The organism is Streptomyces ochraceiscleroticus (assembly GCF_000720485.1).
Classification (GTDB): Bacteria; Actinomycetota; Actinomycetes; order Streptomycetales; family Streptomycetaceae; genus Streptomyces; species Streptomyces ochraceiscleroticus.
Genome location: NZ_JOAX01000023.1, coordinates 60,978 through 87,657, shown reverse-complemented (window position 1 = coordinate 87,657; position 26,680 = coordinate 60,978). Strand labels below are relative to the sequence as shown.

Below are 26,680 nucleotides of genomic sequence, written 5' to 3'. Positions count from 1 at the left end.
ACCGCTGTTCTGTTCCCCTCCCCTCCTCCCCCGGGATCCGACATGAGCCAGCGTCATCTGGCGTACCTCGCCGTGCCCACGGCCGGGTTCTTCGCCACTCCGTATCTGCCCTTCGTCAACACCGACCGGCTGTGGCTGGGCCTGCCGGCCGTCCTGGTGTGGGCCGTGCTGTGGACGGTGGGCACCACCGTCGCGCTCGCCCTCTACGAGGCGCGCGCCCCGCACCCCGAGGACGCCGAAGAGGAGGCCACGGCATGAGCACCACCATGGCGGTCACCCTGGCCGGCATTCTCGCGATCGCCGCCGTGGGCCTGTCCGGGCGCCGCAATACCGGGCACGACCTGGGCGAATGGGCCGTCGGCGGGCGTCGCTTCGGTGCCGTGACGATGTGGTTCCTGCAGGCCGGCGAGTCATTCACGACGTTCAGCTTCCTGGGGCTGGCCGGGCTGGCCTTCAGTGACGGGGTCGCCGCCACCTATGCGCTGGGGTATCTCTCCCTCTGTCTGATCGGGCAGTACCTGACCGGGCCGCGGCTGTGGCGGCTCGGCAAGGAGAACGGGTACCTCACGCAGGCGGACTTCTTCGCCGACCGGTTCAACAGTCCGCTGCTGGGCAAGGTCGTCGCGGTGGTGGGGGCCGTCTTCCTGCTGCCGTACCTGCAGTTGCAGATCACCGGACTCGGGCTGATCGTGCAGCTGGCCACCGGCAGCGAGTCGGGGGCGACCGGCTCGATGATCCTGGCGACGGTGCTCACCGTCGGCTTCGTCCTGTGGTCGGGGCTCCGGGGCATCGCGCGTGCCGCGTACTTCAAGGACGTCCTCATGGTGCTGGCGCTGCTGATCCTGCTGATCGCCGTGCCGATCGGGCTCGACGGCGGCCTCGGGGGCCTGTTCACCGCCGTACGGGAGAGCCGTCCGGACCTGCTGACACTGCACGGCGGCGCCACCGACGCGACGTGGTTCACCACGGCGATGCTGATCAGCGCGATCGGCGCGGGGCTGAACACGATGCCCCACCTGTGGTCGGCGATCCTGTCCGCGAGCAGTTCCCGGGCGCTGCGCCGCAATTACATCTGGCTGCCGCTGTACCAGGTCGCCATCGCCGTGCCGGTCGTGGTCGGCTTCGCCGGGGCGCTGACCCTGAAGCCCGGTACGGACAGCAAGGCCGCGCTGCTCACGGTGGCCGGGGGCGCGCTGCCGGGCTGGCTGGTGGGCGTGGTCGCGGTGGCCGCGGCGGCGACGGCGATGGTGCCGTCGGCCGCGCTGCTGCTCGGGATCTCCACGCTGGTGTCGCGCAATCTGCTTCCTGCGCGTAGCGCGCGCACGACGATGCGGGTCAATCACGTGTGCGTGCTGCTTGCGTCCGGTCTGGCGCTGGTACTGGGGCTGGCGCGGCCTGCGCTGTTGGCGAATCTGCTGCTGCTCACGTATGGCGGGCTGGCGCAGCTCGCCCCGGCGACGGTGGCCGCGTTGGCGCGGCGTAACCGGCTGGGGGCCGTGCCTGCGCTGCTCGGGATCGTCGCCGGGGTGGTGACGCTGGGGTGGCTGACGTTCGGCGGGGTGGACATCGGCACGGTCGATGCCGGGTTGCTGTCGCTGGTACCGAACGTTGTGGTCACCGTGGGGGTGCAGGTGCTGTGGCGCGGGGGTGCGGGTGGCGCAGGACGGCTCCCCGCCGATGGGGTGCCGCTGCGCCCACCCTCCCCCAAGCTCTCGGCTCCGCTCGAGCAGGGGGGACCCCCATCGCCCAGCGGCACGATTGCCCGCAGCTAAAGCGCCGCGTCCATCATCGCCTTCGCCACGGGCCCGGCCAGCCCTCCGCCTGAGATATCGCTGCGGGCCGCGTCGCTGTCCTCGACGACCGTCGCCACGGCGACCTGGTGGCCCTGGGCGTCCTCGGCGTAGGAGACGAACCAGGCGTAGGGCATGCCGCTGTTGTCCACGCCGTGCTGGGCGGTGCCGGTCTTGCCGCCGACCGTGAGTCCGCCGATCTTGGCGCCGGAGCCGGTGCCCTTCTCGACGACGGTCTGCATGGCGGACTGGAGCTGTTCGGCGTTCTGCTTCGACATCGCGGTCTTGTACGTCTTCGGCGAGTACTGCTGAACCGTATTGCCGCCGCCGTCGGTGATCTTGTCGACCTCGTACGGGGTCTTCAGCTCGCCGCCGCCCGCGATCGCCGAGACGACCATGGCCATCTGCAGCGGGGTGGCCTGGTCGTCGAACTGGCCGATGCCCGACAGCGCGGTCTGCGCGGAGTCCATGCCCGAGGGGTAGATGCTCTTGCCCGCGCGGACCGGGACGTCGATCTTCGCGTCGTTGAAGCCGAACTTCTCCGCCTGCTCCTTGACCTTCTTCTCGCCCAGGTCGGCGGCGAGCTTGCCGAAGACGTTGTTGCAGGAGTACTGGAGCGCGGTGCGGATCGTGGCATTCTCGCAGGGCGCGGCGGCGTTCTCGTTGGTCAGGTCGGTGCGGGTGTTCGGCAGCCGGTAGGGGTTGGGGCTGTCGGTGCGCTCGTCCACCGAGGAGTACAGGCCGTTCTCCAGCGCGGCGGCGGCGACCACCAGCTTGAAGGTGGAGCCGGGCGGATAGGTCTGGCGCAGGGCGCGGTTCAGGTGCGGCTGGTCCTTGTCCCCGGTCATCTCGGCCCATGCCTTCTGGCCGGCGCCGGACTGCCCGGCGAACTTCCCCGGGTCGTAGGACGGGGTGGAGACCATGCCGAGGATGCGGCCGGTGGCGGGGTCGAGGGCGACGGCGGCGCCGGTCTTGTTGCCGAGCGCTTCGTAGCCGGCCTTCTGGACCTTGGCGTCGAGGGTGGTCGATACGTCGCCGCCCTTGGCCCGCTCGCGGGAGACCAGGTTCACCGGGGACTGCAGGCGACTGTCGGAGCCGTCCAGTACGTCGCCGTAGAGGTTCTCGAGCTGGGTGGAGCCGTAGATCTGGGAGGAGTAGCCGGTGAGCGGGGCGTACAGCGGGCCGTCGGTGTAGGTCCGCTTGTAGGCGAGGGTGCCGTCGGTCGGCGCGGAGCCGGTCACCGGGTGGCCGTCGACGAGGATGTTGCCGAGCGGGCGGGAGTACTTCTCTATGTTGACCCGCGGATTGTGGTCGTCGTCCGCGAGGGAGTCCGCCTTCGCGCCCTGGATCCAGGTGGCCCAGCCCATCAGGGCGAGGACCAGGGCGATGCAGAAGACGGAGACGCGTCGCAGGGGTTTGTTCATGGCTTCGAGCGTCGCGCGGCTCGATGAGAGCGGGATGAGAATTCGGTACGCGTATGCCGACAATCGGCCCGCTTTGTGCCGACGACGCGGGGCCCCGACCGTGCGGGCAACGCGCGAGGCCCCCGTCCGCAGCGGACGGGGGCCTCGGCAGGTCCGGGCGTCAGCCCTTCGGCAGGCGCTCGAGCTGGGCGGTGATGCGGACGATGTCCGCCTCGGCGGTCTCCAGCCGGGTGCGGATCTTGTCCACGACCTTCTCGGGGGCCTTGGCGAGGAACGCTTCGTTGCCGAGCTTGCCGGTGGCCTGCGCCTTCTCCTTCTCGGCGGCGGCGAGGTCCTTGGCCAGGCGCTTGCGCTCGGCCTCGATGTCGATCGCGCCGGAGAGGTCCAGGGACACGGTCGCGCCGGCCACGGGCAGCGAAGCCGTGGCGGCGAAGTCGTCACCGGCGGGCTGCAGGCGGAGCAGCGAACGCATCGCGGCCTCGTGCGCCGCGAGTGCGGTGCCCGCGAGGTCGAGCTGGGCCGGGACCCGCTGGCCGGGCTGGAGGCCCTGGTCGGAGCGGAAGCGGCGGACCTCGGTGACGACCTGCTGGACCGTCTCGATCTCCTTCTCGGCGCCCTGGTCGCGGAAGCCGCTGTCGGCGGGCCAGTCGGCGACGACGACGGACTCCTTGCCGGTGAGCGTGGTCCACAGCGCTTCGGTGACGAAGGGCACGATCGGGTGGAGGAGGCGGAGGGTGACGTCGAGGACCTCGCCGAGGACGCGGGCCGAGACCTCGGCGGCACGCCCGCCGCCCATGAAGGTGGTCTTGGACAGCTCGACGTACCAGTCGAAGACCTCGTCCCACGCGAAGTGGTAGAGCGCGTCGGAGAGCTTCGCGAACTGGAAGTCGTCGTAGTACGCGTCGACCTCGACGACCGTGGCGTTCAGCCGGGAGAGGATCCAGCGGTCCGTCGCCGACATCTCGGCCGGGTCGGGGAGCGGGCCCTCGACGGTCGCGCCGTTCATCAGCGCGAAGCGGGTGGCGTTCCAGATCTTGTTGGCGAAGTTCCGGGACGCCTGGACCCAGTCCTCGCCGATCGGCACGTCCGTACCGGGGTTGGCACCGCGGGCGAGGGTGAAGCGGACGGCGTCGGAGCCGTACTCGTTCATCCAGTCCAGCGGGTCGACGACGTTGCCGAAGGACTTCGACATCTTCTTGCCGCGCTCGTCGCGGACCAGGCCGGTCAGCGCGATGGTCTTGAACGGCACCTCGCCGTCCATCGCGTACAGACCGAACATCATCATCCGGGCGACCCAGAAGAAGATGATGTCGTGGCCGGTGACCAGGACGTCGGTGGAGTAGAACTTCTCCAGGTCCGGGGTCTTCTCGGGCCAGCCGAGGGTCGAGAAGGGCCACAGGCCGGAGGAAAACCAGGTGTCCAGGACGTCGGTGTCCTGGGTCCAGCCCTCGCCGCTCGGCGGCTCCTCGTCGGGGCCGACGCAGACGACTTCGCCCTCGGGGCCGTACCAGACCGGGATGCGGTGGCCCCACCAGAGCTGGCGCGAGATGCACCAGTCGTGCATGTTGTCGACCCAGTCGAAGTAGCGCTTCGACATGTCCTCGGGGTGGATCTTCACCCGGCCGTCGCGGACCGCGTCACCGGCGGCCTGCGCGAGCGGGCCGACCTTGACCCACCACTGCATGGACAGCCGCGGCTCGACCGTGGTGCTGCAGCGCGAGCAGTGGCCCACGGAGTGGGTGTACGGGCGCTTCTCGGCGACGATGCGGCCCTGCTCGCGCAGTGCGGCGACGATCGTGGAGCGCGCCTCGAAGCGGTCCAGGCCCTCGAAGGGGCCGTGCACGGTGATCACGCCGCGCTCGTCCATGACGGTCATCGACTCCAGGCCGTGGCGCTGGCCGATGGCGAAGTCGTTGGGGTCGTGGGCGGGGGTCACCTTGACGGCGCCGGTGCCGAACTCCGGGTCGACGTGGGTGTCCGCGACGACGGGGATGGTGCGGTCGGTCAGCGGCAGCTTGATGCGCTTGCCGACGAGGTGGGCGTAGCGCTCGTCGTCCGGGTGCACCGCGACGGCGGTGTCACCGAGCATCGTCTCGGCGCGGGTGGTGGCGACGACGAGCGTCTCCTCGCCCTCGCCGTACTGGATGGAGACGAGCTCGCCGTCGTCCTCCTGGTACTCCACCTCGATGTCGGAGATGGCGGTCAGGCAGCGCGGGCACCAGTTGATGATGCGCTCGGCGCGGTAGATCAGCTCGTCCTCGTAGAGCCGCTTGAAGATGGTCTGGACGGCCTTGGAGAGGCCCTCGTCCATCGTGAAGCGCTCGCGGGACCAGTCGACGCCGTCGCCGAGGCGGCGCATCTGGCCGAGGATCTTGCCGCCGTACTCTTCCTTCCACTGCCACACGCGGTCGACGAACGCCTCGCGGCCGAGGTCGTGGCGGGACTTGCCCTCCTCGGCGAGCTGCTGCTCGACCTTGTTCTGGGTGGCGATGCCGGCGTGGTCCATGCCGGGCAGCCACAGCGCCTCGAAGCCCTGCATGCGCTTGCGGCGGGTGAGGGCGTCCATCAGCGTGTGCTGGAAGGCGTGGCCGAGGTGGAGTGAACCCGTGACGTTCGGCGGCGGGATCACGATCGTGTGAGCCGGCTTGTCGCTCTTCGCGTGGGCCTCGAAGTAGCCGCGCTCTACCCAGCGCTCGTACAGCGGCCCCTCTACGTCGGCCGGCGCGTACTGGGTCGGCAGTTCTGCGGGGGTGCTGTTCGGCCCGGAAGCAGGGCTCTTCTGAGGTGTCTCGGTCACGACGCTCAGTGTACGGGCGCGCATGTAGCAGTCTCGAATCGGTTTGGCCCCCGGGGCATCAGTGACGCCTGGTGTCGTACAGGATGTGAGCAACGCATAAAGCTGTCCGTTGTTCTGTTGTCACGAGGGGAAACCGCTCCATGAGCTACAACCAGCCGCCACCCGGCCCGTACGGGCAGCCTCAGCAGCCGGGACCGTACGGTCAGCCGCAGCCGCCGCAGGGCCCGCAGCCGGGTTACGGCTACCCGCAGCAGGGCGCCCCGGTGCCTCCGCAGCAGGGTTACGGCGGTCAGCCCCAGGCGCCGTACGGCCAGCCCCCGCAGGCCCCTCAGCAGCAGCCTTACGGACAGCAGGCGCCGTACGGTCAGCCGCAGGCCCCGTACGGCCAGCAGCAGGCGCCTTACGGCCAGCAGCAGCCCGGCCAGTTCCCGCAGCAGGCCGCCTACGGGCAGCAGCCGCAGTACGGCCAGGTCCCGCCCCAGCCCGACGGCGGCAGCGGCAGCGGCAAGGGCAAGAAGATCGCCCTGATCGTCGGCGCGGTCGTGGTCGTGGCCGCGATCGCGGGCGGCGCGATCGCCGTCTTCGGCGGTGGCGGCGGCCTGGAGAACGACGGCCCGCACAAGCTCACGACGCCGGGCACGGCGGCCGGGTACAAGCTGGTGCCGGGCTCGGGGCGGACCTCCGCCGGCGCGGACGGCATGTCGAAGAACCTGCCGATGACGGACCCGACCTCGGTGCAGGGCGTGTACGCGCCCGGTCTCGAGCCCAAGAACGGGCTGGTGCTGCAGGGCTCCTACGGCACGATGAAGGACCCGGGCACGGCCCTGGACGCCTTCTTCCTGTACATGCAGAAGCAGGCCACCAAGGACGGCAGCGACGCCGAACTGGTCGGCACGCCCGAGGAGTTCACGCCCGAGGGCGGCGAGGGTGCGCTGGTGAAGTGCCAGACGGCCAAGGCCAAGGAGCCGAAGCCGGGCGAGGTCTCGGAGGTGCCGATCTGCGCCTGGGCCGACTACAGCACCTTCGGCGTCGTCATGCCGGGCGAGAAGAACACGGCGCGCGACCTGGAGTCCGCCGCCGACCTGCTCGGCAAGGTACGCAAGGACATCCGCGTCAAGAAGTGACCTCGCGGCTCACACCCTCGGAGCGGTGACACGAGAGGGGGCTCCCGGCCGGTGCCGGGAGCCCCCTCTCGTCTGCCTGGTGCGGGCTAGGCGCTCTTCTCGTGGTGCTCGCCCGACTCGCCGCCGCGGTTGCGCGGGACCAGCGTCGGGTTCACGTTCGAGTGAACGGCCTCCTCGGTGATGACGACGCGGGCCACGTCCTTGCGGGACGGCACCTCGTACATCACCGACTGGAGCACCTCTTCCATGATCGCGCGCAGACCACGGGCGCCCGTGCCGCGCAGGATCGCCTGGTCGGCGATGGCCTCCAGCGCCGGGCGGTCGAAGTCGAGCTCGACCCCGTCCAGTTCGAAGAGCCGCTGGTACTGCTTGACCAGCGCGTTCTTCGGCTCCATCAGGATCTGCAGGAGCGCCTCGCGGTCGAGGTTGTGCACCGAGGTGATCACGGGGAGACGGCCGATGAACTCGGGGATCATCCCGAACTTCACCAGGTCCTCCGGCATGACCTCCTGGAACTGGTCCTTGGACTCGATCTCGCGCTTGGAGCGGATCGTCGCGCCGAAGCCGATGCCCTTGGCGCCGGCCCGGGACTCGATGATCTTCTCCAGGCCCGCGAACGCGCCGCCCACGATGAACAGCACGTTCGTCGTGTCGATCTGGATGAATTCCTGGTGCGGGTGCTTGCGGCCGCCCTGCGGGGGGACCGAGGCGGTGGTGCCCTCCAGGATCTTCAGCAGGGCCTGCTGGACGCCCTCGCCGGAGACATCGCGGGTGATCGACGGGTTCTCGCTCTTGCGGGCGACCTTGTCGATCTCGTCGATGTAGATGATGCCCGTCTCGGCCTTCTTGACGTCGTAGTCGGCGGCCTGGATGAGCTTGAGGAGGATGTTCTCCACGTCCTCGCCGACGTACCCCGCCTCCGTCAGCGCCGTCGCGTCGGCGATGGCGAACGGGACGTTCAGCATCCGGGCGAGCGTCTGCGCGAGCAGCGTCTTGCCGGAGCCGGTCGGGCCGAGCAGCAGGATGTTGGACTTGGACAGTTCGATGCCCTCGTCGTTGCCGCGCGCTCCGCCGTTCTCGCCCGCCTGCACCCGCTTGTAGTGGTTGTAGACGGCGACCGAGAGCGCCTTCTTCGCGGCCTCCTGGCCTACGACGTAGCCCTCCAGGAACTCGTAGATCTCCCGGGGCTTGGGCAGTTCCTCCCAACGCACCTCGGAGGTCTCGGCGAGCTCCTCCTCGATGATTTCGTTGCAGAGGTCGATGCACTCGTCGCAGATGTACACACCAGGACCCGCGATGAGCTTCTTCACCTGCTTCTGGCTCTTCCCGCAGAACGAGCACTTGAGCAGGTCGCCGCCGTCACCGATGCGTGCCACGAGGTGCTTCCCCTTCGCCTGGGATCCGCATTGCTCTCAACGGACCCGGGTGCTTGCCTAATCGACGGTACCTTGCCGGGCCCCCGCTGCGGGCCCCCCTTGAACCGACTCGGCCGACTCGGTACAAGGGGGAGCCACTCCGGCTCAAGTCGCGACCAGCGCGATCAATCGAACGGTCAAACCGAAACGGAACTCTTCCGGGTCGACACGATCTGGTCCACAAGACCGTACGCGAGGGACTCCTCGGCCGTAAGAATCTTGTCGCGCTCAATGTCGTCGCGGATCTTCTCGATCGGCGTGGTGGAGTGCTTGGCCAGCATCTCCTCGAGCTGCGTGCGCATGCGCAGAATCTCGTTGGCGGCGATCTCCAGGTCGGAGACCTGACCGCGACCGGTCTCGCTGTACGGCTGGTGGATCAGGATGCGGGCGTTGGGCAGCGCCATCCGCTTGCCGGGGGTGCCGGCCGCGAGCAGCACGGCGGCGGCGGAGGCCGCCTGGCCCATGCACACGGTCTGGATGTCCGGCTTCACGAACTGCATCGTGTCGTAGATCGCGGTGAGCGCCGTGAAGGAGCCGCCGGGCGAGTTGATGTAAATCGAGATGTCGCGGTCGGGGTCCATCGACTCCAGGCACAGGAGCTGCGCCATGACGTCGTTGGCGGACGCGTCGTCGATCTGCACGCCGAGGAAGATCACGCGCTCCTCGAAGAGCTTCGCGTACGGGTCGTACTCCCGGACGCCCTGCGAGGTGCGCTCCACGAAGCGCGGAACGATGTAGCGCGACTCGGCCTGAGGGCCCTCGTACAGGCCGCTGCCGGAGAAGTTGTTCATCTGGGTGTTCACCGTCCTGGTGGCGATCAAGTGGGCTGGGGTCGGCTGCGGGGTTGAGTGGTCCGGGCCGTCAGGCGCCGGTGCCGCCCCCGCCCGGGACGCCGGCGGCGGAGCCCATGACGTCGTCGATGAGGCCGTACGCCTTGGCCTCGTCGGCCGAGAACCAGCGGTCGCGGTCGGAGTCGCGGGTGATCTGCTCGACGGTCTGGCCGGTGTGGAAGGCGGTCAGCTCCGCCATCCGCTTCTTGGTGTGCAGCAGCCGCTCGGCGTGGATCTTGATGTCCGACGCGGAGCCCGCCAGGCCCGCGGAGGGCTGGTGGATGAGGATCTCGGCGTTCGGCAGCGCGAAGCGCTTGCCCGGGGTGCCGGCACTCAGCAGGAACTGGCCCATCGAGGCCGCGAGGCCCATGGCGATCGTGACCACGTCGTTCTTGATGTACTGCATGGTGTCGTAGATCGCCATGCCGGCCGAGATCGAGCCGCCCGGGGAGTTGATGTAGAGGAAGATGTCCTTCTCCGGCTCGGCGGCCAGGAGGAGCAGCTGCGCGGTGATCTTGTTGGCGATGTCGTCGTCGACCGGCTGGCCGAGGAAGATGATCCGCTCGCCGAGCAGCCGGTTGTAGACCTGGTCGCCGAGGCCACCGAAGGTCGGCTCAGCGGCGGCGGAAGGCATCGGGATCGTCACGTGTCCACCTGCTCGTTGTCGGACGGCTTTTCAGGACCGTCTCAGCGTCGTCGTCTGGGGCGCGGGACCCGGCGCCGTGTTGGTGCCCCGGCGCGGTGTCGGAAAGTCCCCTGCCCACGTATCTACGGACCCTAACGCGCTGGTCGGCGGGCGCCATCCCGCATCGAGAACTGTTCGCTCTGAGCGCAGGTGCCCGGGGGCTGCCGGGGCCCGGGGGACACGCCGGTACACGACGGGCCCGGACCACGCGCGTGTGCGTGGTCCGGGCCCGTACGCCGACGTGCTGCGGCGGCTGCGGGAGCCGCCCCGGCCGGTCGGAACCGGCCGCGGGACTTACTTGGTCTCGTCCTCGGCCTGCTCGTCCTTGGCCTCGGCGGCCTCGGCGGTGGCCTCCTCGACGGACTCGGCGGCCTCGACGGTCTCGGCGGTCTCGTCCTCGTCGTCCAGGTCGACGACCTCACCGTTGGTGTCCTTGACCGTGGCGGCCTCGACGACGACCGCGAGGGCCTTGCCGCGGGCGACCTCACCGACGAGCATCGGCACCTGGCCGCCCTCGACGACGGCCTGCGCGAACTGGTCGGGGGACATGCCGGAGGACTGCGCGCGGCGCATGAGGTGCTCGGTGAGCTCCTCCTGGCTGACGTTCAGCTTCTCCTTGTTGACCAGCTCGTCGAGGACGAACTGGGTCTTGATGCCCTTCTCGGCCTGCTCCTTGGTCTCGGCGTCGAACTCCTCCTCGCTCTTGCCCTGGATCTCCAGGTACTTGGCGAGGTCGAGGCCCATCTGGCCGAGCTGGTGGTTCACGAGGTTGTGCTTGCGGGTCTCGATCTCGTCCGCGAGCAGCTTCTCGGGGATCGGGACCTCGACGAGCTTGAGCAGCTCCTCCAGGACCTTCTCCTGGGCCTGGGTGGCCTGGTCGTACTTCTTCATCTGCGCGAGGCGCTTGCGGCTGTCGTCCTTGAGCTCGTCAAGGGTGTCGAACTCGCTCGCGAGCTGCGCGAAGTCGTCGTCCAGGGCGGGCAGTTCCTTGGCCTTGACCTCGGTCACCTTGACCGTGACCTCGGACTCCTTGCCCGCGGCGGAGCCGCCCTTGAGCTCGGAGGTGAAGGTGGCCTCGCCGCCGGCCTCGAGGCCGGTGACGGCGTCGTCGATGCCGTCCAGCAGCTCGCCGGAGCCGATGGTGTAGCTGACGCCCTCGGCGACGCCGTCCTCCAGGACCTCGCCGTCGACCTTGGCCTGCAGGTCGATCGTCACGACGTCGCCCTCGGCGGCGGCGCGCTCGACGGCGGAGGTGGAGGCGAAGCGCTCACGGAGCTGCTCGACCGACTTCTCGACGTCCTCGTCCGACACCTCGATGGCGTCGACCTCGACCTCGATGCCGGAGTAGTCCGGGATCTCCAGGGCCGGGCGGATGTCCACCTCGGCGGTGAAGGCCAGCAGCTCGCCGTCCTTCAGCTCGGTGATGTCCACCTCGGGCTGGCCGAGGACGTTGAGCTCACCCTCGTTGACCGCCTCGGTGTAGAACTTCGGGAGCGCGTCGTTGACGGCCTCCTCCAGCACCGCACCGCGGCCGAACCGCTGGTCGATCACGCGGGCCGGGATCTTGCCCTGGCGGAAGCCCTTCACCGTGACCTGCTGGTTGATCTTCTTGTACGCCGCGTCGAGGCTGGGCTTGAGCTCCTCGAAGGGCACCTCGACAGTGAGCCGAACCCGGGTCGGGTTCAGGGTCTCCACGGCGCTCTTCACGGTTCGGTCTCCTTGGGGCTGACTTCTGGGGTTCTGCTGGAAGATCCCCCGGCCTTCGAGACGCGCGTGGCGTATCGGGCCCGGCGGATCGCGCCCGGTAGACCTGAAAAAGAGGGCACACGGACGCGCAGCTTGCATAGTAACCGCAAGCACGACGCGCCCCACAATGCGATCTTGGGAACGCTCGTCCGGGCAGGCCGGGCAAGGCTGGTGATGCGATCATGAGGATGGCTGGAAAGCCGCATGATGGTCGGGGTGGCCGGATTCGAACCGACGACCTTCCGCTCCCAAAGCGGACGCGCTACCAAGCTGCGCCACACCCCGTCGGTGCGACACGTAGGGTACATGGCCGCAGGCCATACGGCTGCCAGTTATCCGAGGGACGAGTGGGGTGTGCGGCGGACCGCCCCGACCCGCTACGATGCTCACCGTGCCGGAGGCCGCTCGACGGTCCACGGCGCATGCGGGCGTAGCTCAATGGTAGAGCCCTAGTCTTCCAAACTAGCTACGCGGGTTCGATTCCCGTCGCCCGCTCCACGACCGAAGGCCCGGCCGCGCGCAGGACAGCGCGGCCGGGCCTTCGGCGTATCCGGGGGTACGCGGTGGCGGCCCGCTCGGGGGGCGTGCGCGGGCGGGCCGGCTGGCTAGGCTGCGCGCATGGAGATCTGGGTCAACCCCGCGTGTTCGAAGTGCCGGTCCGCCGTGGAGCTGCTGGACGAGGAGGGCGCGCAGTACACCGTGCGCCGCTACCTGGAGGACCCGCCGAGCGCGGCGGAGCTGCGGGCCGTACTGGAGCGGCTCGGGCTGGAGCCGTGGGACATCACGCGTACGCAGGAGGCCGCGGCCAAGGAGCTGGGCCTGAAGGAGTGGGAGCGGACCGCGGACGCGCGGGAGCGCTGGATCGAGGCGCTGGCCGCGCATCCGAAGCTGATCCAGCGGCCGATCATCACCGCGGACGACGGCAGTGCCGTGGTGGGCCGCAGCGAGGACGCCGTACGGGACGCGCTGGACCGCGGCGGGCGCTGAGCGCGCGCGTACGGAGCGAGCCCTACAGGGCGAGCGGCGCCGGGCCGCGGGGAGCCGGTCCGGTGCCGTGGTACGCGCAGGTCAGAAGGATATGTTGTTGATCGTGTCCGCCACGGAGACGAAGAACCGGTTCACGGACGGGGCGATACCGGTGGACGCGAGGAAGAAGCCGAAGAGGATCGCGACGATCGCCGGCCCCCACTTCAGCGTCTTGTTGCGCAGCAGCACAATGAGGATGATCGCAAGCAGTACCACTACAGACAGCGAAAGTTCCACAACTGATCAACCCCTTGGTCGGAATGCCACACCGGCCCTGGAAGCATGCAGCCGCGCACACCCCCGCCGGCACCCATCGTGCCACCAACTGTCTTCCCGGTGGAGACGAGTGACGAATCATCGGCCAAGGGTTTACGCACTTCCCGTGCCCCTATGCCTTCCGGTCAGCTCTCCGGCACCGGCCCGCGCAGGGCAATGAAGCAGTCCCGCGGCGACCCCCGATTCGGCCTGATCATTTCCGTGGGGCGGGATTCCGCTGCCGCGCGTATGCCCATCTCACGCCCGTGAATTCGAATTCCGGGAACAGGTTTTCGTGAGCCGTACCACCCGAACGGACCACCGCAGAGTAGGACATTCCCTCCGGGACGTTCGCGGCGCCTATGCCCCGATTAGTCGGGATGATTCCGTACAGAACGGGCACCCAGGAGCCTGCGGGCGGCCGGCCCGAGAACGGCCGGATCTTCTCGCCTACCCAACATCTCCGCGGGTAGCTGCAGAAATAGCCGAGAAATAAGAAGACGGTTTTACGCAATCTCCGGTTCACCACTAAGGTGCCTCAGATGTTCCACGGCGATCAGCGAACCCCGCTCCCCCCGGCCAAGGAATCGACCGCCACGGCCGCACCTCCGGCCGAGAAGACGGCCACCCCTGGCGCGCCGGCCGGGAAGCCGGCCGGTCCTGCCGCAGCGCAGAAGAAGGCCCGTGATCCTTTCTTCGACAACGCCAAGTACCTGGCGATCGTGCTGGTCGCGATGGGCCACGCCTGGGAGCCGCTGACCGACGGCAGCCGTGCCGCGGAAGCGCTCTACATGGTCGTCTACACGTTTCACATGCCGGCGTTCATCATCATCTCCGGCTACTTCTCGCGCAGTTTCGACATGCGCAAGGACCGGCTGCAGCGGCTGGTCACCGGCGTCGCGGTGCCGTACGTGCTCTTCGAGGTCGCGTACACGTTCTTCAAGCGCTGGGCCGACGACGATCCGGGGCAGCCGATCAGCCTGCTGGACCCGTGGTTCCTGACCTGGTTCCTGGTCGCGCTGTTCATCTGGCGGCTCACCACGCCGCTGTGGAAGGTCGTGCGCTGGCCCGTCCCGCTGGCCCTGGTCATCGCGATGCTGGCGTCGGTCTCGCCGGACATCGGCGACGACCTGGACCTCCAGCGCGTCCTGCAGTTCCTGCCGTTCTTCGTCATCGGGCTCTTCATGAAGCCCGAGCACTTCCAGTGGGCGCAGCGCCGCGCGGTGAAGTGGGCCTCGCTGCCGATCTTCGCGTCGGCGCTGGTGATGGCGTACTGGGCCGGGCCCCGGATGACCTCGGCGTGGTTCTACCACCGCGACAGCGCGCAGGAGCTGGGCGCGCCCTGGTGGTCGGGCCTGGTGATGACGCTGGCCCTCTTCGGCTGCTCGGCGGTGCTGGTGACCTGCTTCTTCGCGTGGGTGCCGAAGCGGCAGACGTGGTTCACGGTGCTGGGCGCCGGCACCCTGTACGGCTATCTGCTGCACGGCTTCCTGGCGAAGGGCTCGCGTTTCTGGGGCTGGTTCGACGACTACCAGTGGCTGCACACGCCGCTGGGTGAGATCGCGGTGACCCTCATCGCGGGGGCCGTGGTCACCGCGCTGTGCACACCGCCGGTGCAGCGGGCCTTCCGGTGGGCGATGGAGCCGAGGATGGCCTGGGCGTTCAAGAAGGACCCGGCCGAGACGGCGCGGGCGCGCGGTACGGCGAGTACGACGACGTAGGGCCTTCGGACGCAGGTCTTGGTGCGGGAGCGGCAGCGATGCCGCTCCCGCACCTTTTTCGTGCGCTCGCAGGGCTCCGGGCGCAGGCCGAGGACCTCCGAGGCGCAGCCCGATGGACTCCAGTAATCATTTGGTAAACTAACTACTGGTGCTTTCTTGACCAATCCTTGACTCTTTTTCCGCTCCCTTGCCCGTCACCTGCCCGTCATCGAGCCCTGGAGGAGCCATCGGACACACGGAGACCCTCATCGCCATGGGCGGTGCCTTCCTGGCCGCCGCCGTCCTCGCCCGCCTCGGCAACCGCATCGGCCTGCCGACCATCCCCCTCTTCATCCTGGCCGGAATCCTCCTCGGCCCGAACACCCCGGGGCTCGTCCTGGTCGCCGACCCGCACGACCTGGAGATGCTCTCCCTCCTCGGCCTGGTGCTGCTGCTCTTCTACCTGGGCCTCGAGTTCCACATGGACGACCTCAAGACCGGCGGCCGCAAGATGGCCCTGGCGGGCGGCGCGTATCTCGCGCTGAACGTCGGCGCGGGCCTCGGCTTCGGCTTCGCGCTCGGCTGGGGCACGGCGGAGGCGCTGGTACTGGCCGGAGTCCTCGGCATCTCGTCCTCCGCGATCGTCACCAAGGTCCTGGTCGACCTGGGCCGGCTCGGCAACCCCGAGACCCGCCCCATCCTCGGCATCATCGTGGTCGAGGACATCTTCCTCGCCCTGTACCTGGCCGCCCTGCAGCCGGTGATCTCCGGCGCCGACTCGATGGCCGCCGCCGTCGGGGACGCCGGCAAGGCGTTCGGCTTCCTGCTGCTGCTCGCGGCGGCGGCCCGCTGGGGCACGAAGCTGATCGGCCGCCTGATCGCCACCCGCGACAACGAACTCCTGGTGATCTCCTTTCTCGGCGCCGCCGTGCTGGTGGCCGGGGTCTCGGAGTGGTTCGGCGTGGCCGACGCGATCGGCGCGTTCATGGTCGGCCTGATGCTGGGCAGCACGAGCTCCGGCGCGCGCATACGGGAGCTGGTGCATCCGCTGCGGGACGCGTTCGGCGCGATCTTCTTCTTCGCCTTCGGGCTGTCCATCGCCCCGGGCGACCTGCCGACGGTGCTGTGGCCGGTCCTGGCGGCGGTCGCGGTGACGCTGCTGATGAACGTCCTCGCGGGGATCGTCGTCGCGCGGCTGTACCGGTTCGGGCCGCGGCCCGCCGCGAACATCGCCACGTCGCTGCTGGCCCGCGGCGAGTTCGCGCTGATCCTCGCGACGATGGCCGCGACGGCCGGGCTGGACGAGCGGCTGTCGCCGTTCATCGCGGGGTACGTGCTGATCCTGGCGGTACTGGGACCGCTCGCCGCGGGGCGCGCGAACTGGCTGGCGCGCGTCCTGCCGGGGCGTGCGGCGCGGCCCGCACGGGCCCCGGCGGAGGCGGAGCCGGTGGGGGTCGGGCAGGGCGCCTGACCACGGTGCGGGTGCGGGCCTGCGCATGCGGGCCCGCACCGGGCCACACCGGGCCACACCGGGCCACACCGGGTCGCACCGGGCCGCACCCGCGAGCCGTCAGTCCCGGCAGATCAGCAGCAGCGCGCGGTCGTCGTGCACGTCCTTGGCGACCGCCTCGATCAGATGCCAGGCGGCACCGGCGAAACCGGCGGTCACATAGCGGTCGGCCTCGCCGGTGAGCCGGTCGATGCCCTCGGCGATGTCCCGGTCGGACGCCTCGACCAGCCCGTCGGTGAAGAGCATCAGCACGTCGCCCGGGCGCAGCGTGCCCTTGATCGGGTCGAAGTGGGCGCCGTCCATGATGCCGAGCAGCGGGCCCTCGGCCGCCTTCTCCTCCCAGCGGCCGCTGCCCGCGCTGAGCTGCAGGGCCGGCGGATGTCCGGCGGAGAACAGCTCGTAGTCCCCGGACTCCAGGTCCAGTACGAGGTGGATGGCGGTCGCGAAGCCCTCGCTCCAGTCCTGGCGGAGCAGATAGCCGTTGGCCGCGGGGAGGAAGCCGTGCGGCGGCAGCGACCCGAGCAGGCCGCCGAACGCGCCCGAGAGCAGCAGCGCGCGGGACGCGGCGTCCATGCCCTTGCCGGAGACGTCCGTGAGGACGACCTCCAGGATGTGGCCGCCGTGGGTGCGCGAGGCGACGACGAAGTCGCCGGAGAAGGACTGGCCGCCGGCCGGGCGCAGCGACATCTCGCGGTGCCAGCCGGGCGGGAGCTGCGGCAGCGCGCTCTGTACGCGGATGCGTTCGCGCAGGTCGAAGAGCATGGTGCCGCCGCGCCGCCACGGGACGCCCACCCGGCTGCGGAACTGTGCGATCAGCAGTCCGAAGAGGCCCACGGCGGCGACCACCAGGACCGTGCCGGGTGTGATCCGGTCCGGGCCCTGCTCGTACGGGCCGAGGACCGCGGCCTCCACGATCAGGGCCACCGCCGCCGTGCCGTACAGGGCCAGCAGGCTGGCGGGGCGCAGCAGCAGGCCGCCCGCGACGATGGGCAGGACCAGGGCCGCCGGGGCGATCCAGTCGGGGTGCCAGACGGTGCCGCCGGTGATGGCCGGTACGGAGATCAGCAGGGCGGCCAGCGCGACCCAGTCGGAGCCGTCGCCGCGGAAGTAGTCGACCATGGCCTTGCGCACGCCGATGCGAGCCCGGTGCATCGCCTTGCGCACCCGGGCCGTCAGGGTCTCCGCTGCCGCGCCGCTCGCCATTGCCCCGAGACCATATCCACCCCTTTGGCGGCGCGTCGATTCGCGGCACCCCGCCGAGGGCAATTGCCAGGAAAATGTGTTCGAAATCCAGTCGCGTCCGCGAGTCGCCGCCTGCTACGCATGGCGTATGACGACACAGCTACGGACGCTGCGCGCGGCCGAATGGGACGGCTGGTACGGCAAGTTGGAGCGCGCCTTCGGGGGCACGCCCGAGGCTCCCGAGGAGCGCGCGCTGTACCGGGACCTCACCGAGGTGGACCGGTCGATCGGGGTGTGGGACGGGTCCGAAGTGGTGGGCACGGCGGGCGCGTTCTCCTTCCGGATGACCGTGCCGGGCGGTGCGCAGTTGCCCGCGGCCGGCGTCACGATGGTCAGCGTGCAGCCGACGCACCGGCGGCGGGGGCTGCTGACGGAGATGATGCGGCAGCAGCTCGCCGACGTACGCCGCCGGGAGGAGCCGCTCGCCGTACTGACCGCGTCCGAACCGGTGATCTACGGCCGGTTCGGATACGGCATGGCCACCCGCCAGGCCGCGCTGCGGGTGGAGACGAAACGGGTCGCACTGACGCTCCCGGACGGCACGGACGGCGTACGGCTGCGGCTCGTACCGCTCGCCGAGGCGGTGGCCGACTGCGAGCGGGTGTACGCGGCGGTGGCCGCCGAGCGCCCCGGGATGCTCGCCCGGCAGCCCGGCTGGGAGCGGCTGCCGCTGCTGGACCCGCCCGCCGACCGGGAGGGCACGGGGGAACTGCTGTGCGTGCTGGCGGAGGTGGCCGGCGAGGTGCGCGGGTACGCGCGGTACGCGGTCAAGGCGGAGTGGAGCCCGCGCGGCCCGGACGGCACGGTCAAGCTGCGCGACATCGAGGCGCTGGACCCGGTCGTGCGCGCGGCGCTGTGGCGCTATCTGCTCGACATCGACCTGACGTCCGCCCTGGTCAGCCACAACCGCCCGGTCGACGAGCCGTTGCTGCAGATGGTCTCCGACCTGCGGCGGTGCGAGGTGCGGGTGCGGGACGGGCTGTTCCTCCGCCCGGTGGAGGTGGGCGCCGCGCTCGCGGGGCGCACGTACGCGGCGCCGGTCGACGTCGTCCTGGACGTCGAGGACACGTTCTGCCCGTGGAACCAGGGGCGGTGGCGGCTGACCGGCGACGCGAAGGGGGCGTCCTGCGAGCGGACGACGGACGCGGCGGATCTGGCGCTGTCCGTACGGGAGTTGGGTGCGGCGTATCTGGGTGATACGCGGCTCAGCGCCCTGGCGGCGGCGGGCCGGGTCCGCGAGCTGCGCCCGGGGGCGCTGGCGGAGACGTCCGGAGCCTTCGGCTCCGATGTGGCGCCGTGGCTGCCGCACGGGTTCTGAGGAGCTCGCACCCGCCAAAATCAAGCCCGTCCGGCGATTGAGGACCGGGGTCCGGGGCAGAGCCCCGTGCACGACTCCCGCAGCCGGGAGCGGACGGACGGGCGCGTCAGCGCGTCTGGCAGCCGGGACACCAGAACAGGTTCCGGGCCGCCAGCTCCGCCGTGCGGACATCCGTGCCGCAGAGATGGCACGGCTGCGCGGCGCGGCGGTAGACGTACACCTCGCCGCCGTGGTCGTCGACGCGCGGCGGGCGGCCCATGGCCTCGGGCTCGTGTTCCGGCCGCACCGTGTCGATGCGGTTGTTGCGGACGCCCTCGCGCATGAGGACGACCAAGTCCGACCAGATCGCGTCCCATTCGGAGCGCGTCAGATCGCGGCCTAGGCGGTACGGGTCGATTCCGTGCCGGAAGAGGACCTCGGCGCGGTAGACGTTGCCGACGCCGGCGATGATCTTCTGGTCCATCAGCAGCGCGGCCACCGACGTACGGCTGCGGGAGATGCGCCGCCAGGCCCGCTCCCCGTCGTCGTCGGCGCGCAGCGGGTCGGGGCCGAGCCGGTCGTGTATCGCCTGCTTGTCGGCGTCGGTGACCAGCGCACAGGCCGTGGGTCCGCGCAGATCGGCGTAGTGCCGCTCGTTCAGCAGCCGCAGCCGCACCGTGTCGGTGGGCGGCGGCGCCGGCGTCGTACCGAAGCCGAGCTTGCCGAAGAGCCCGAGGTGGATGTGGACCCAGCCGGTCGCGGCGAAGCCGAGGAAGAGGTGCTTGCCGTGCGCCTCGGCGGCCTCCAGGACCTGCCCGTCGACCAGCGCGGCGCCGTCGGCGAACTTCCCCTGCGGGCTGGCCGCACGCACGGCCCGGCCGCCGAACCTCTCGAAGTGGTCGGCGGCCAGCCGGTGGATCGTGTGCCCCTCGGGCATCGTGCGATCAGTCCTGCTGCGGGTGGTGCGCCGGGATCGCGGGCAGCTCGCCGGTGGTCTCGTACGCGGAGAGCATGTCGATGCGGCGGGTGTGCCGCTCCTCGTTGCTGTACGGCGTGGCGAGGAACGCCTCGACGAACTTGGTGGCCTCGTCCTGGGTGTGCATCCGCCCGCCGACGGAGATCACGTTGGCGTTGTTGTGCTCACGCCCGAGCTTGGCGGTCTCCTCGCTCCAGGCCAGCACGGCCCGCACGCCCTTGACCTTGTTGGCGGCGATCTGCTCGCCGTTGCCAGAGCCGCCGATCACGACGCCGAGCGCTTCCGGGTCGGCGGCGGTCTTCTCCGCGGCCCGGAGGCAGAACGGCGGGTAGTCGTCCTGGGCGTCGTAGATGTGCGGACCACAGTCGACGGGCTCGTGGCCATGGGCCTTCAGCCACTCGACGAGGTGGTTCTTCAGTTCGAAACCGGCATGATCGGAGCCGAGGTACACGCGCATGCGACGAGTGTGACACGGCGGGGTCCGGGTAGCCGCCGTTGGGTCTCCCTATGAGTCCGCGTGACGAAACTCCGGCGTTACGTCTCGTACATGTGTACGTCGTACAAACACACGAAGACGTTAACGATCCGGATTCAGCTCTTCCCCTCGACGGGCTCCCGAAGATCTCATCCAGGGGCTCGACATATCCATGAACCATTACAAGGACGGTGCACATGGGCGCGCACCCGCCGACCACGACCGCCAAGCCGGCCACCGGTGACCCCGCCGACGGCCGGTCGTCGGAGGGCCTGCAGGCAGGGCTCAAGAACCGCCATCTGTCGATGATCGCCATCGGCGGGGTGATCGGCGCCGGCCTCTTCGTCGGCTCCGGCGCCGGCATCGCGGCCGCCGGGCCCGGCATCCTCCTCTCGTACGCGCTGACCGGCCTGCTGGTCGTCCTCGTGATGCGGATGCTCGGCGAGATGGCCGCCGCCTCCCCCACCTCCGGCTCCTTCTCCGCCTACGCCGACCAGGCGCTGGGCCGCTGGGCGGGCTTCACCATCGGCTGGCTGTACTGGTTCTTCTGGTCGGTCGTGCTGGCCGTCGAGGCGACCGCCGCGGCCGCGATCCTCACCGACTGGGTCCCGGCCGTCCCGCAGTGGGCCTGGGCCCTGCTGGTGATGATCGTGCTGACCGGTACGAACCTGATATCCGTCGGCTCCTTCGGCGAGTTCGAGTTCTGGTTCGCCGGCATCAAGGTCGCCGCGATCGTGATCTTCATCGTGGCGGGCGCGCTGGCCGTCTTCGGGCTGCCGCCGGGCGACGAGGCCGTGGGCATGGCCAACCTCACCGGACACGGCGGCTTCCTGCCGCACGGGCCGGGCGCGATCCTCTCCGGAATGCTGCTGGTCGTCTTCTCCTTCATGGGCAGCGAGATCGTCACCCTCGCGGCCAGCGAGTCGCCCAACCCGGTGCAGGCGGTCCGCAAGGCCACCAACAGCGTCATCTGGCGCATCGCGATCTTCTACCTCGGCTCGATCGCGGTGATCGTCACGCTGCTGCCGTGGAACGACAAGGCCGTTGAGAAGAGCCCGTACGTCGCCGTCCTGCAGTCGCTGGACATTCCGTACGCGGGCACGGTCATGGACGTGGTCGTGCTGACGGCCGTGCTGTCCTGCCTGAACTCCGGCCTCTACACGGCCTCCCGGATGGCCTTCTCGCTCGGCGAGCGGGGTGACGCGCCGAAGTCCTTCACGCGCGTCAACAAGGGCGGCGTCCCGTCGGTCGCCATCTGGGCGTCGGTCGCCTTCGGGTTCGTCGCGACGATCTTCAACTACGTCGCGCAGGACACCGTCTTCCAGTTCCTGCTGAACTCCTCCGGCGCGGTCGCCCTCTTCGTCTGGCTGGTCATCTGCTTCTCGCAGCTCCGGATGCGCCGGCGGATCGAGCGCGACATGCCGGAGCGGCTGACCGTACGGATGTGGGCGTACCCGTACCTCACGTACGCGACGATCGCCCTGATCGTCTTCGTCGTGGGCTACATGTTCTACAACCCCGAGGGCCGCCAGCAGATGATCATGTCCGTACTCGTCGGCGCACTGGTCCTGTTGGCAGGCGTCCTCCGCGACCGCCGCCGCGCCCGCGCCTGACGCCCCGGACACCACACGGGCCCCGCACCCCCAGAGGGGTGCGGGGCCCGTCGCGTACGCGAAAGCGCTCAGCCGCGCCGCCCGACCAGCTTCCAGGCCGTCGGAAGCGCACCCATGGCGAGCACCGCCTTCACCGCGTCCCCGATCAGGAACGGCACCAGCCCGGCCGCGACGGCCTCCCCCAGCGACATGCCGGTGGCCATCGCCAGGTACGGCACGCCGATCGCGTAGATCAGCGCCTCGCCGACCAGCATCGTGCCGGCGGTGCGCAGCACCCCGCGGTCCCCGCCGCGCCGGGCCAGCGCGCCCACCACGGTCGCGGCCAGCAGCATGCCGAGGACGTACCCGAAGGACGCACCGCCCGCACCGGCCTGGGCACCGGCGAACCACGGCACACCGGCCATGCCGACCAGCGCGTACAGCGCGAGCGAAAGGAAGCCGCGGCCGGCGCCGAGCGAGGCGCCGACAAGCAGCGCGGCGAAGGTCTGGGCGGTCACCGGCACCGGCGAGCCCGGCACCGGCACGGCGATCTGGGCGGCGACGCCGGTGAGCGCGGCACCGCCGAGCACCAGCGCGGCGTCACGGACGCGGGCGCGCGGAGCGGTGGCGGCGGGCAGCAGGTCGGCGAGGACCGCGCCCGGGCGGCTGGAGGCGGCGGCAAGGCTCATCGGGACTCCCCGGGGTGAGAGACAACAGGACCAGTGCGAAGCATGCTTCGAACAGCGCTTTGAATCTAGACCAGCGGCGGCCCACTGATCATCGTGCGACGGCGACAAACGCGTCACACCGCACTTGGCGGCTTCCGCACTTCTCCCACGTCCGCCCGGGGACCGGCCGATTGGCCGTTTCTCCAGGTCACGTGATGCTCGTCACGGCCGACCGGCCGACCGTGCGGGCATTTTGTGCTAGTGCTGCCCGGCCGGGGACACTGTGGAGTCCCCCCAACGTCTCCTGTGAGAGTACGAGCGAATGCACGACGCACCGACCACCTCCGGCACCGGCCCGACCGGTGGCGCGGACAGCGGCGAACCCCTGTCCGGCGGACTGAAACAGCGTCATCTGACGATGCTGGGCCTGGGCGGCGTGATCGGCGCGGGCCTGTTCGTGGGCTCCGGCGCCGGCATCAAGGTGGCGGGTCCCGGCATCGCGCTCTCGTATCTGATCGCGGGCGCGCTGGCGATGCTGATCATGCGGATGCTGGGCGAGATGTCCTCGGCGATGCCCGCCTCGGGCGCGTTCTCGGTGCACGCGGAGCGGGCGCTGGGCCGCTGGGCGGGGTTCAGCGTGGGCTGGCTGTACTGGTTCATGCTCGTGGTCGTGCTCGCCGTCGAGGCGACCGGCGCGGCACAGATCGCCAACGGCTGGGTGCCGGCGGTCCCGCAGTGGGGCTGGGTGCTGATCTTCATGCTCTTCTTCACGGGCGCCAACCTCGCCGCGGTCCGCAACTTCGGCGAGTTCGAGTTCTGGTTCGCCACGCTCAAGGTCGGCGCGATCGTGCTCTTCCTCGTCCTGGGACTGCTGGCGATCTTCGGGGTACTGCCGTCCTCCGGTACGTACGACGGTGACCCGGTGGGCCTGGCGCACCTCACCGGTGACGGCGGTTTCCTGCCCAACGGCTGGTCCGGGGTGGTCTCCGGGGTGCTGGCCGTGGTGTTCGCGTTCGGCGGCCTGGAGGTCGTGACGATCGCGGCGGCCGAGTCCGACGACCCGGCGCGCGCGGTGGGGCGCGCGGTGCGCAGCGCGGTCTGGCGGATCCTGTTCTTCTACGTCGGCTCGATGCTGGTCATCGTCACCCTGCTCCCCTGGTCCTCGATCGAGCCGGGCAAGAGCCCGTACGTGGCGGTGCTGGACCGGCTGGGGGTGCCGGGCGCGGGCCAGATCATGAACGTGGTGGTCTTCGTGGCGCTGCTGTCCGCGCTGAACGCCAACCTCTACGGCTCCTCGCGGATGGTGTTCTCGCTGGCCGAGCGGGGCGAGGCGCCGCGCGGGCTGCTGAAGGTGTCGGGCGGCGGAGTGCCGCGCCGGGCCGTGCTGGCCTCGGTCGCCTTCGGCTTCATCTCGGTCCTGCTCAATCTGAAGTGGCCGGATTCGGTCTTCCTGTACTTGCTCAACGCGGTCGGTGCGGTACTGCTCTTCGTCTGGGGCCTGATCGCCGTCTCGCAGCTTCGGCTGCGCCGTCGGCTGGAGCGCGAGGCGCCCGCGAAGCTCACGCTCCGTATGTGGGGTTTCCCGTGGCTGACCTGGGTGGCGCTGGCCGGCATGACGGCCGTGATCGTGCTGATGCTGACCGACGCGACGGCCCGCCCGCAGCTGCTGTGGTCGGCCGGGGCGACCGCGCTGGTACTGCTGATCGCGGGCGCGCGCGAGGTGCGGGACCGGCGCCGGGCAGCGGCGTGACCGACGCCCGCGGGTGAGACGCCGGTCACCCTCCGTCGCTGTCGATCACGCGTCGAGCGCGGTCGGTCACGATTCAGTCTGAATATCGAACAAGAAGCGCACGACTGTTGTCCTGAGCGGACACCCCGCTCACACTGAGCGGGCTCAAATGGATTTGCCTCAGCTCCGCTCTCACATTTTGGGACAGGTACGACCATGAATCGGACACCTTCGTCCACTGCGCCCGAGCGCGGGCCGGCCGACCAGGCCGCGGGCGCCGGACCGGACGGCGGCACCCCGCTGTCCAACGGGCTCAAGCAGCGTCACCTCTCGATGATCGCGCTGGGCGGCGTGATCGGCGCGGGGCTCTTCGTCGGCTCCGGCGCCGGTATCGCGGCCGCCGGCCCCTCCATCGTCATCGCGTACGCGGTGTCCGGCTGCCTGGTCATGCTGATCATGCGCATGCTGGGCGAGATGTCCGCGGCCAACCCCGCCTCCGGCTCCTTCTCCGTGCACGCCGAGCGGTCGATCGGCTCCTGGGCCGGCTTCACCGCGGGCTGGATGTTCACCGCCCTGCTGTGCGTGGCCGTCGCCGCCGAGGCGCTGGGCGCCGCCGGCATCATGGTGAGCTGGTTCCCCGGCACCGAGCCGTGGATGTGGGTCCTTCTCTTCATGGTGATCTTCTGCGGCACCAACCTCGCCGCGGTCGCCAACTTCGGCGAGTTCGAGTTCTGGTTCGCCGCCCTCAAGGTCGCCGCGATCGGCATCTTCCTGATCCTCGGCCTGCTCGCCATCTTCGGCCTGCTGCCCGGCACGGACGCGCCCGGCGCCGCGCACCTCACCGGCGACGGCGGCTTCCTGCCCAAGGGCACGGACGGGCTGATGGTCGGCCTGCTCGCCTCGGTGTTCGCGTACGGCGGCCTGGAGACGGTGACCATCGCGGCCGCCGAGTCCAAGGACCCGGTGCGCGGCGTGGCGAGCGCGGTGCGCACCGCGATGTGGCGCATCGCCCTCTTCTACGTCGGCTCGATGGCGATCATCGTGACGGTCATCCCGTGGAGCGCGCCGGAGATCGCCAAGGCCGGCCCGTACGTCGCGGTCCTGGACTACCTGAAGATCCCCGCGGCCGGCCAGATCATGAACGTGGTCATCCTGGTCGCGCTGCTCTCCGCGATGAACGCGAACATCTACGGCGGGTCCCGGATGGCGTACTCGCTCACCTCCCGCGGCCAGGGCCCGCGGTTCCTGAGCCGGGTCAGCGGCGGCGTGCCGCGCTTCGCCGTGCTGCTCTGCTCGGCCTTCGGCTTCCTCACCGTGGTGTTCAGCATCGTGTGGCCGGACACCGTCTTCCAGTGGCTGCTGAACATGGTCGGCGCGGCCATCCTGGTGGTCTGGGGCTTCATCTGCGTGGCGGTCCCGGTACCAACGACGGAGGCGGCCGGGGGAGCCTCCCGGATACGCCCCCCGCCCCCCACGGGCGGGCGGCGCCCGGACGGCGCGCGCGGCGCCCCGCCGCGGGGCCGCGGGGGGGGGGGCGCGCCCCGCCGGGCCCCCCCCCCCCGCCTCCGTCGTTGGTACCGGGACCCTCCCCTTGCCCGGCCTCCTCACCTTCCTGCTGTTAGCCTGCTCTTGCAACTTACTTGCAACTACTGCTTTTGAGCAGCTTGGAGGCTCGGCGCGCATGGCGACCTACACACTTCCGGAACTCCCCTATGACTACTCGGCGCTGGCACCCGTCATCAGCCCGGAGATCATCGAGCTGCACCACGACAAGCACCACGCGGCCTATGTGAAGGGCGCCAACGACACGCTGGAGCAGCTCGCCGAGGCCCGTGACAAGGACCAGTGGGGCGCGATCAACGGCCTGGAGAAAAACCTGGCCTTCCACCTCTCCGGCCACATCCTGCACAGCATCTACTGGCACAACATGACCGGTGACGGCGGCGGCGAGCCGCTGGAGAAGGACGGCGTGGGCGAGCTGGCCGACGCGATCGCGGAGAGCTTCGGCTCCTTCGAGAAGTTCAAGGCCCAGCTCACCAAGGCGTCCGCCACCACCCAGGGCAGCGGCTGGGGCGTCCTCGCCTACGAGCCGGTCACCGGCCGCCTCATCGTCGAGCAGATCTACGACCACCAGGGCAACGTCGGCCAGGGCTCGGTCCCGATCCTGGTCTTCGACGCCTGGGAGCACGCCTTCTACCTCCAGTACAAGAACCAGAAGGTCGACTTCATCGAGGCCATGTGGCGCGTCGTCAACTGGCAGGACGTCGCCAAGCGGTACGCGTCCGCGAGGGAGCGCGCGAACAACCTGCTCCTGGCGCCGTAGGCGCCGTTGGCGCCGGAGCGCCGGTGATCGTCCTGCCTCGTGATCGTCTTCTCACCCTTCACTTGGCAGGCGGAGA

Annotated in this window: 22 protein-coding genes and 2 tRNA genes; 12 read left to right on the top strand and 12 right to left on the bottom strand. The window is 70.0% G+C overall.

The genetic code is table 11. The features are described from left to right. Positions 1 to 42 precede the first annotated feature (42 nt). Entirely contained in the window at positions 43 to 258 is a 216-nt protein-coding gene (locus IG84_RS38225; protein WP_037800897.1) for a DUF3311 domain-containing protein, read from the top strand. Further along, positions 255 to 1,772, top strand: coding sequence for an SLC5/6 family protein (locus IG84_RS0126375; RefSeq protein WP_063761855.1), 1,518 nt, complete (start codon positions 255 to 257; stop codon positions 1,770 to 1,772). Before IG84_RS38225 ends, IG84_RS0126375 begins: the two co-directional genes overlap by 4 nt. Here IG84_RS0126375 and IG84_RS0126370 read toward each other — a convergent pair. Together IG84_RS0126370 and IG84_RS0126365 are read right to left on the bottom strand one after the other, a co-directional pair. Continuing rightward, on the bottom strand, positions 1,769 to 3,214 hold the full coding sequence (locus tag IG84_RS0126370) for a peptidoglycan D,D-transpeptidase FtsI family protein (protein ID WP_031062220.1): 1,446 nt from the start codon (positions 3,212 to 3,214) through the stop codon (positions 1,769 to 1,771). The two genes, IG84_RS0126375 and IG84_RS0126370, sit on opposite strands and share 4 nt — an antisense overlap. Before the next feature lie 160 nt (positions 3,215 to 3,374). Continuing rightward, entirely contained in the window at positions 3,375 to 6,011 is a 2,637-nt protein-coding gene (locus tag IG84_RS0126365; protein ID WP_031062219.1) for a valine--tRNA ligase, read from the bottom strand. Between the two features lie 140 nt (positions 6,012 to 6,151). On the opposite strand from IG84_RS0126365, the gene IG84_RS0126360 reads away from it, so the two are divergent. Further along, positions 6,152 to 7,135 carry a hypothetical protein gene (locus tag IG84_RS0126360; protein WP_031062217.1) on the top strand — a complete coding sequence of 328 codons (984 nt, stop codon included), beginning with the start codon at positions 6,152 to 6,154 and terminating at the stop codon, positions 7,133 to 7,135. A gap of 86 nt (positions 7,136 to 7,221) precedes the next feature. Here IG84_RS0126360 and clpX read toward each other — a convergent pair whose 3' ends face one another. From clpX to IG84_RS0126335, 5 genes are all read right to left on the bottom strand, one after another. Then, positions 7,222 to 8,511 (bottom strand): ATP-dependent Clp protease ATP-binding subunit ClpX, encoded by a 1,290-nt coding sequence (clpX, locus tag IG84_RS0126355; protein WP_030249684.1) that lies wholly within the window; start codon positions 8,509 to 8,511, stop codon positions 7,222 to 7,224. A 176-nt stretch (positions 8,512 to 8,687) separates the two neighbouring features. Continuing rightward, positions 8,688 to 9,353 carry an ATP-dependent Clp protease proteolytic subunit gene (locus IG84_RS0126350; protein ID WP_037800896.1) on the bottom strand — a complete coding sequence of 222 codons (666 nt, stop codon included), beginning with the start codon at positions 9,351 to 9,353 and terminating at the stop codon, positions 8,688 to 8,690. Between the two features lie 58 nt (positions 9,354 to 9,411). Beyond that, positions 9,412 to 10,014, bottom strand: a complete 603-nt coding sequence (locus IG84_RS0126345) for an ATP-dependent Clp protease proteolytic subunit (protein WP_031062215.1) — start codon at positions 10,012 to 10,014, stop codon at positions 9,412 to 9,414. Between the two features lie 345 nt (positions 10,015 to 10,359). Further along, positions 10,360 to 11,772: a trigger factor gene (gene tig, locus IG84_RS0126340; RefSeq protein ID WP_031062213.1), complete on the bottom strand. Its 1,413-nt coding sequence runs from the start codon at positions 11,770 to 11,772 to the stop codon at positions 10,360 to 10,362. Between the two features lie 247 nt (positions 11,773 to 12,019). Further along, positions 12,020 to 12,096 (bottom strand) — tRNA-Pro (locus IG84_RS0126335). Positions 12,097 to 12,235: 139 nt separating this feature from the next. Here IG84_RS0126335 and IG84_RS0126330 point away from each other — a divergent pair. Together IG84_RS0126330 and IG84_RS0126325 are read left to right on the top strand one after the other, a co-directional pair. Beyond that, positions 12,236 to 12,309 (top strand) — tRNA-Gly (locus tag IG84_RS0126330). 120 nt (positions 12,310 to 12,429) lie between these two features. Then, positions 12,430 to 12,798, top strand: a complete 369-nt coding sequence (locus IG84_RS0126325) for an arsenate reductase family protein (protein WP_031062211.1) — start codon at positions 12,430 to 12,432, stop codon at positions 12,796 to 12,798. 81 nt (positions 12,799 to 12,879) lie between these two features. Here the strand turns inward: IG84_RS0126325 and IG84_RS0126320 are convergent, their stop codons facing one another. Further along, a complete protein-coding gene (locus tag IG84_RS0126320; protein ID WP_031062209.1) occupies positions 12,880 to 13,074 on the bottom strand; it encodes a hypothetical protein in 195 nt (64 codons plus the stop codon). A 560-nt stretch (positions 13,075 to 13,634) separates the two neighbouring features. On the opposite strand from IG84_RS0126320, the gene IG84_RS0126315 reads away from it, so the two are divergent. Both IG84_RS0126315 and IG84_RS0126310 read left to right on the top strand, forming a co-directional pair. Then, positions 13,635 to 14,813: an acyltransferase family protein gene (locus IG84_RS0126315; protein ID WP_031062207.1), complete on the top strand. Its 1,179-nt coding sequence runs from the start codon at positions 13,635 to 13,637 to the stop codon at positions 14,811 to 14,813. A gap of 253 nt (positions 14,814 to 15,066) precedes the next feature. Further along, positions 15,067 to 16,263 carry a cation:proton antiporter gene (locus IG84_RS0126310; protein ID WP_031062205.1) on the top strand — a complete coding sequence of 399 codons (1,197 nt, stop codon included), beginning with the start codon at positions 15,067 to 15,069 and terminating at the stop codon, positions 16,261 to 16,263. Positions 16,264 to 16,362: 99 nt separating this feature from the next. On the opposite strand, the gene IG84_RS0126305 is transcribed toward IG84_RS0126310, so the two are convergent. After that, on the bottom strand, positions 16,363 to 17,505 hold the full coding sequence (locus IG84_RS0126305) for a PP2C family protein-serine/threonine phosphatase (RefSeq protein ID WP_031062203.1): 1,143 nt from the start codon (positions 17,503 to 17,505) through the stop codon (positions 16,363 to 16,365). Between the two features lie 127 nt (positions 17,506 to 17,632). Between IG84_RS0126305 and IG84_RS0126300 the strand changes: the two genes are divergently transcribed. Further along, entirely contained in the window at positions 17,633 to 18,862 is a 1,230-nt protein-coding gene (locus IG84_RS0126300; RefSeq protein ID WP_031062201.1) for a GNAT family N-acetyltransferase, read from the top strand. Between the two features lie 106 nt (positions 18,863 to 18,968). Here the strand turns inward: IG84_RS0126300 and IG84_RS0126295 are convergent, their stop codons facing one another. Continuing rightward, the gene (locus IG84_RS0126295; protein ID WP_031062199.1) at positions 18,969 to 19,778 is read right to left on the bottom strand and encodes an Fpg/Nei family DNA glycosylase; all 810 of its coding nucleotides are present in this window, start codon (positions 19,776 to 19,778) and stop codon (positions 18,969 to 18,971) included. A 7-nt stretch (positions 19,779 to 19,785) separates the two neighbouring features. Further along, positions 19,786 to 20,274, bottom strand: a complete 489-nt coding sequence (locus IG84_RS0126290; RefSeq protein WP_031062197.1) for a ribose-5-phosphate isomerase — start codon at positions 20,272 to 20,274, stop codon at positions 19,786 to 19,788. 215 nt (positions 20,275 to 20,489) lie between these two features. Here IG84_RS0126290 and IG84_RS0126285 point away from each other — a divergent pair, with 215 nt between their 5' ends. Next, complete coding sequence (locus IG84_RS0126285) at positions 20,490 to 21,905, top strand: amino acid permease (RefSeq protein ID WP_031062195.1); 1,416 nt, start codon at positions 20,490 to 20,492, stop codon at positions 21,903 to 21,905. Positions 21,906 to 21,973: 68 nt separating this feature from the next. On the opposite strand, the gene IG84_RS0126280 is transcribed toward IG84_RS0126285, so the two are convergent. Beyond that, the gene (locus IG84_RS0126280; protein WP_031062193.1) at positions 21,974 to 22,573 is read right to left on the bottom strand and encodes a biotin transporter BioY; all 600 of its coding nucleotides are present in this window, start codon (positions 22,571 to 22,573) and stop codon (positions 21,974 to 21,976) included. A 301-nt stretch (positions 22,574 to 22,874) separates the two neighbouring features. Here IG84_RS0126280 and IG84_RS0126275 point away from each other — a divergent pair, with 301 nt between their 5' ends. From IG84_RS0126275 to IG84_RS0126265, 3 genes are all read left to right on the top strand, one after another. Further along, the gene (locus tag IG84_RS0126275) at positions 22,875 to 24,302 is read left to right on the top strand and encodes an amino acid permease (RefSeq protein ID WP_031062192.1); all 1,428 of its coding nucleotides are present in this window, start codon (positions 22,875 to 22,877) and stop codon (positions 24,300 to 24,302) included. Between the two features lie 195 nt (positions 24,303 to 24,497). Next, positions 24,498 to 25,940: an amino acid permease gene (locus IG84_RS0126270; RefSeq protein ID WP_245659618.1), complete on the top strand. Its 1,443-nt coding sequence runs from the start codon at positions 24,498 to 24,500 to the stop codon at positions 25,938 to 25,940. Positions 25,941 to 25,962: 22 nt separating this feature from the next. After that, positions 25,963 to 26,604, top strand: coding sequence for a superoxide dismutase (locus IG84_RS0126265; protein WP_030249726.1), 642 nt, complete (start codon positions 25,963 to 25,965; stop codon positions 26,602 to 26,604). Positions 26,605 to 26,680 lie beyond the last annotated feature (76 nt).

Excerpts from the sequence above, each read along its gene's own strand:
- IG84_RS38225 (WP_037800897.1), top strand. The coding sequence starts at position 43 with ATGAGCCAGCGTCATCTGGCGTACCTCGCCGTGCCCACGGCCGGGTTC.
- IG84_RS0126375 (WP_063761855.1), top strand. The coding sequence starts at position 255 with ATGAGCACCACCATGGCGGTCACCCTGGCCGGCATTCTCGCGATCGCC.
- IG84_RS0126370 (WP_031062220.1), bottom strand. The coding sequence starts at position 3,214 with ATGAACAAACCCCTGCGACGCGTCTCCGTCTTCTGCATCGCCCTGGTC.
- IG84_RS0126360 (WP_031062217.1), top strand. The coding sequence starts at position 6,152 with ATGAGCTACAACCAGCCGCCACCCGGCCCGTACGGGCAGCCTCAGCAG.
- IG84_RS0126345 (WP_031062215.1), bottom strand. The coding sequence starts at position 10,014 with ATGCCTTCCGCCGCCGCTGAGCCGACCTTCGGTGGCCTCGGCGACCAG.
- IG84_RS0126325 (WP_031062211.1), top strand. The coding sequence starts at position 12,430 with ATGGAGATCTGGGTCAACCCCGCGTGTTCGAAGTGCCGGTCCGCCGTG.
- IG84_RS0126315 (WP_031062207.1), top strand. The coding sequence starts at position 13,635 with ATGTTCCACGGCGATCAGCGAACCCCGCTCCCCCCGGCCAAGGAATCG.
- IG84_RS0126310 (WP_031062205.1), top strand. The coding sequence starts at position 15,067 with ATGGGCGGTGCCTTCCTGGCCGCCGCCGTCCTCGCCCGCCTCGGCAAC.
- IG84_RS0126305 (WP_031062203.1), bottom strand. The coding sequence starts at position 17,505 with ATGGCGAGCGGCGCGGCAGCGGAGACCCTGACGGCCCGGGTGCGCAAG.
- IG84_RS0126300 (WP_031062201.1), top strand. The coding sequence starts at position 17,633 with ATGACGACACAGCTACGGACGCTGCGCGCGGCCGAATGGGACGGCTGG.
- IG84_RS0126295 (WP_031062199.1), bottom strand. The coding sequence starts at position 19,778 with ATGCCCGAGGGGCACACGATCCACCGGCTGGCCGCCGACCACTTCGAG.
- IG84_RS0126290 (WP_031062197.1), bottom strand. The coding sequence starts at position 20,274 with ATGCGCGTGTACCTCGGCTCCGATCATGCCGGTTTCGAACTGAAGAAC.
- IG84_RS0126285 (WP_031062195.1), top strand. The coding sequence starts at position 20,490 with ATGGGCGCGCACCCGCCGACCACGACCGCCAAGCCGGCCACCGGTGAC.
- IG84_RS0126280 (WP_031062193.1), bottom strand. The coding sequence starts at position 22,573 with ATGAGCCTTGCCGCCGCCTCCAGCCGCCCGGGCGCGGTCCTCGCCGAC.
- IG84_RS0126275 (WP_031062192.1), top strand. The coding sequence starts at position 22,875 with ATGCACGACGCACCGACCACCTCCGGCACCGGCCCGACCGGTGGCGCG.
- IG84_RS0126270 (WP_245659618.1), top strand. The coding sequence starts at position 24,498 with ATGAATCGGACACCTTCGTCCACTGCGCCCGAGCGCGGGCCGGCCGAC.
- IG84_RS0126265 (WP_030249726.1), top strand. The coding sequence starts at position 25,963 with ATGGCGACCTACACACTTCCGGAACTCCCCTATGACTACTCGGCGCTG.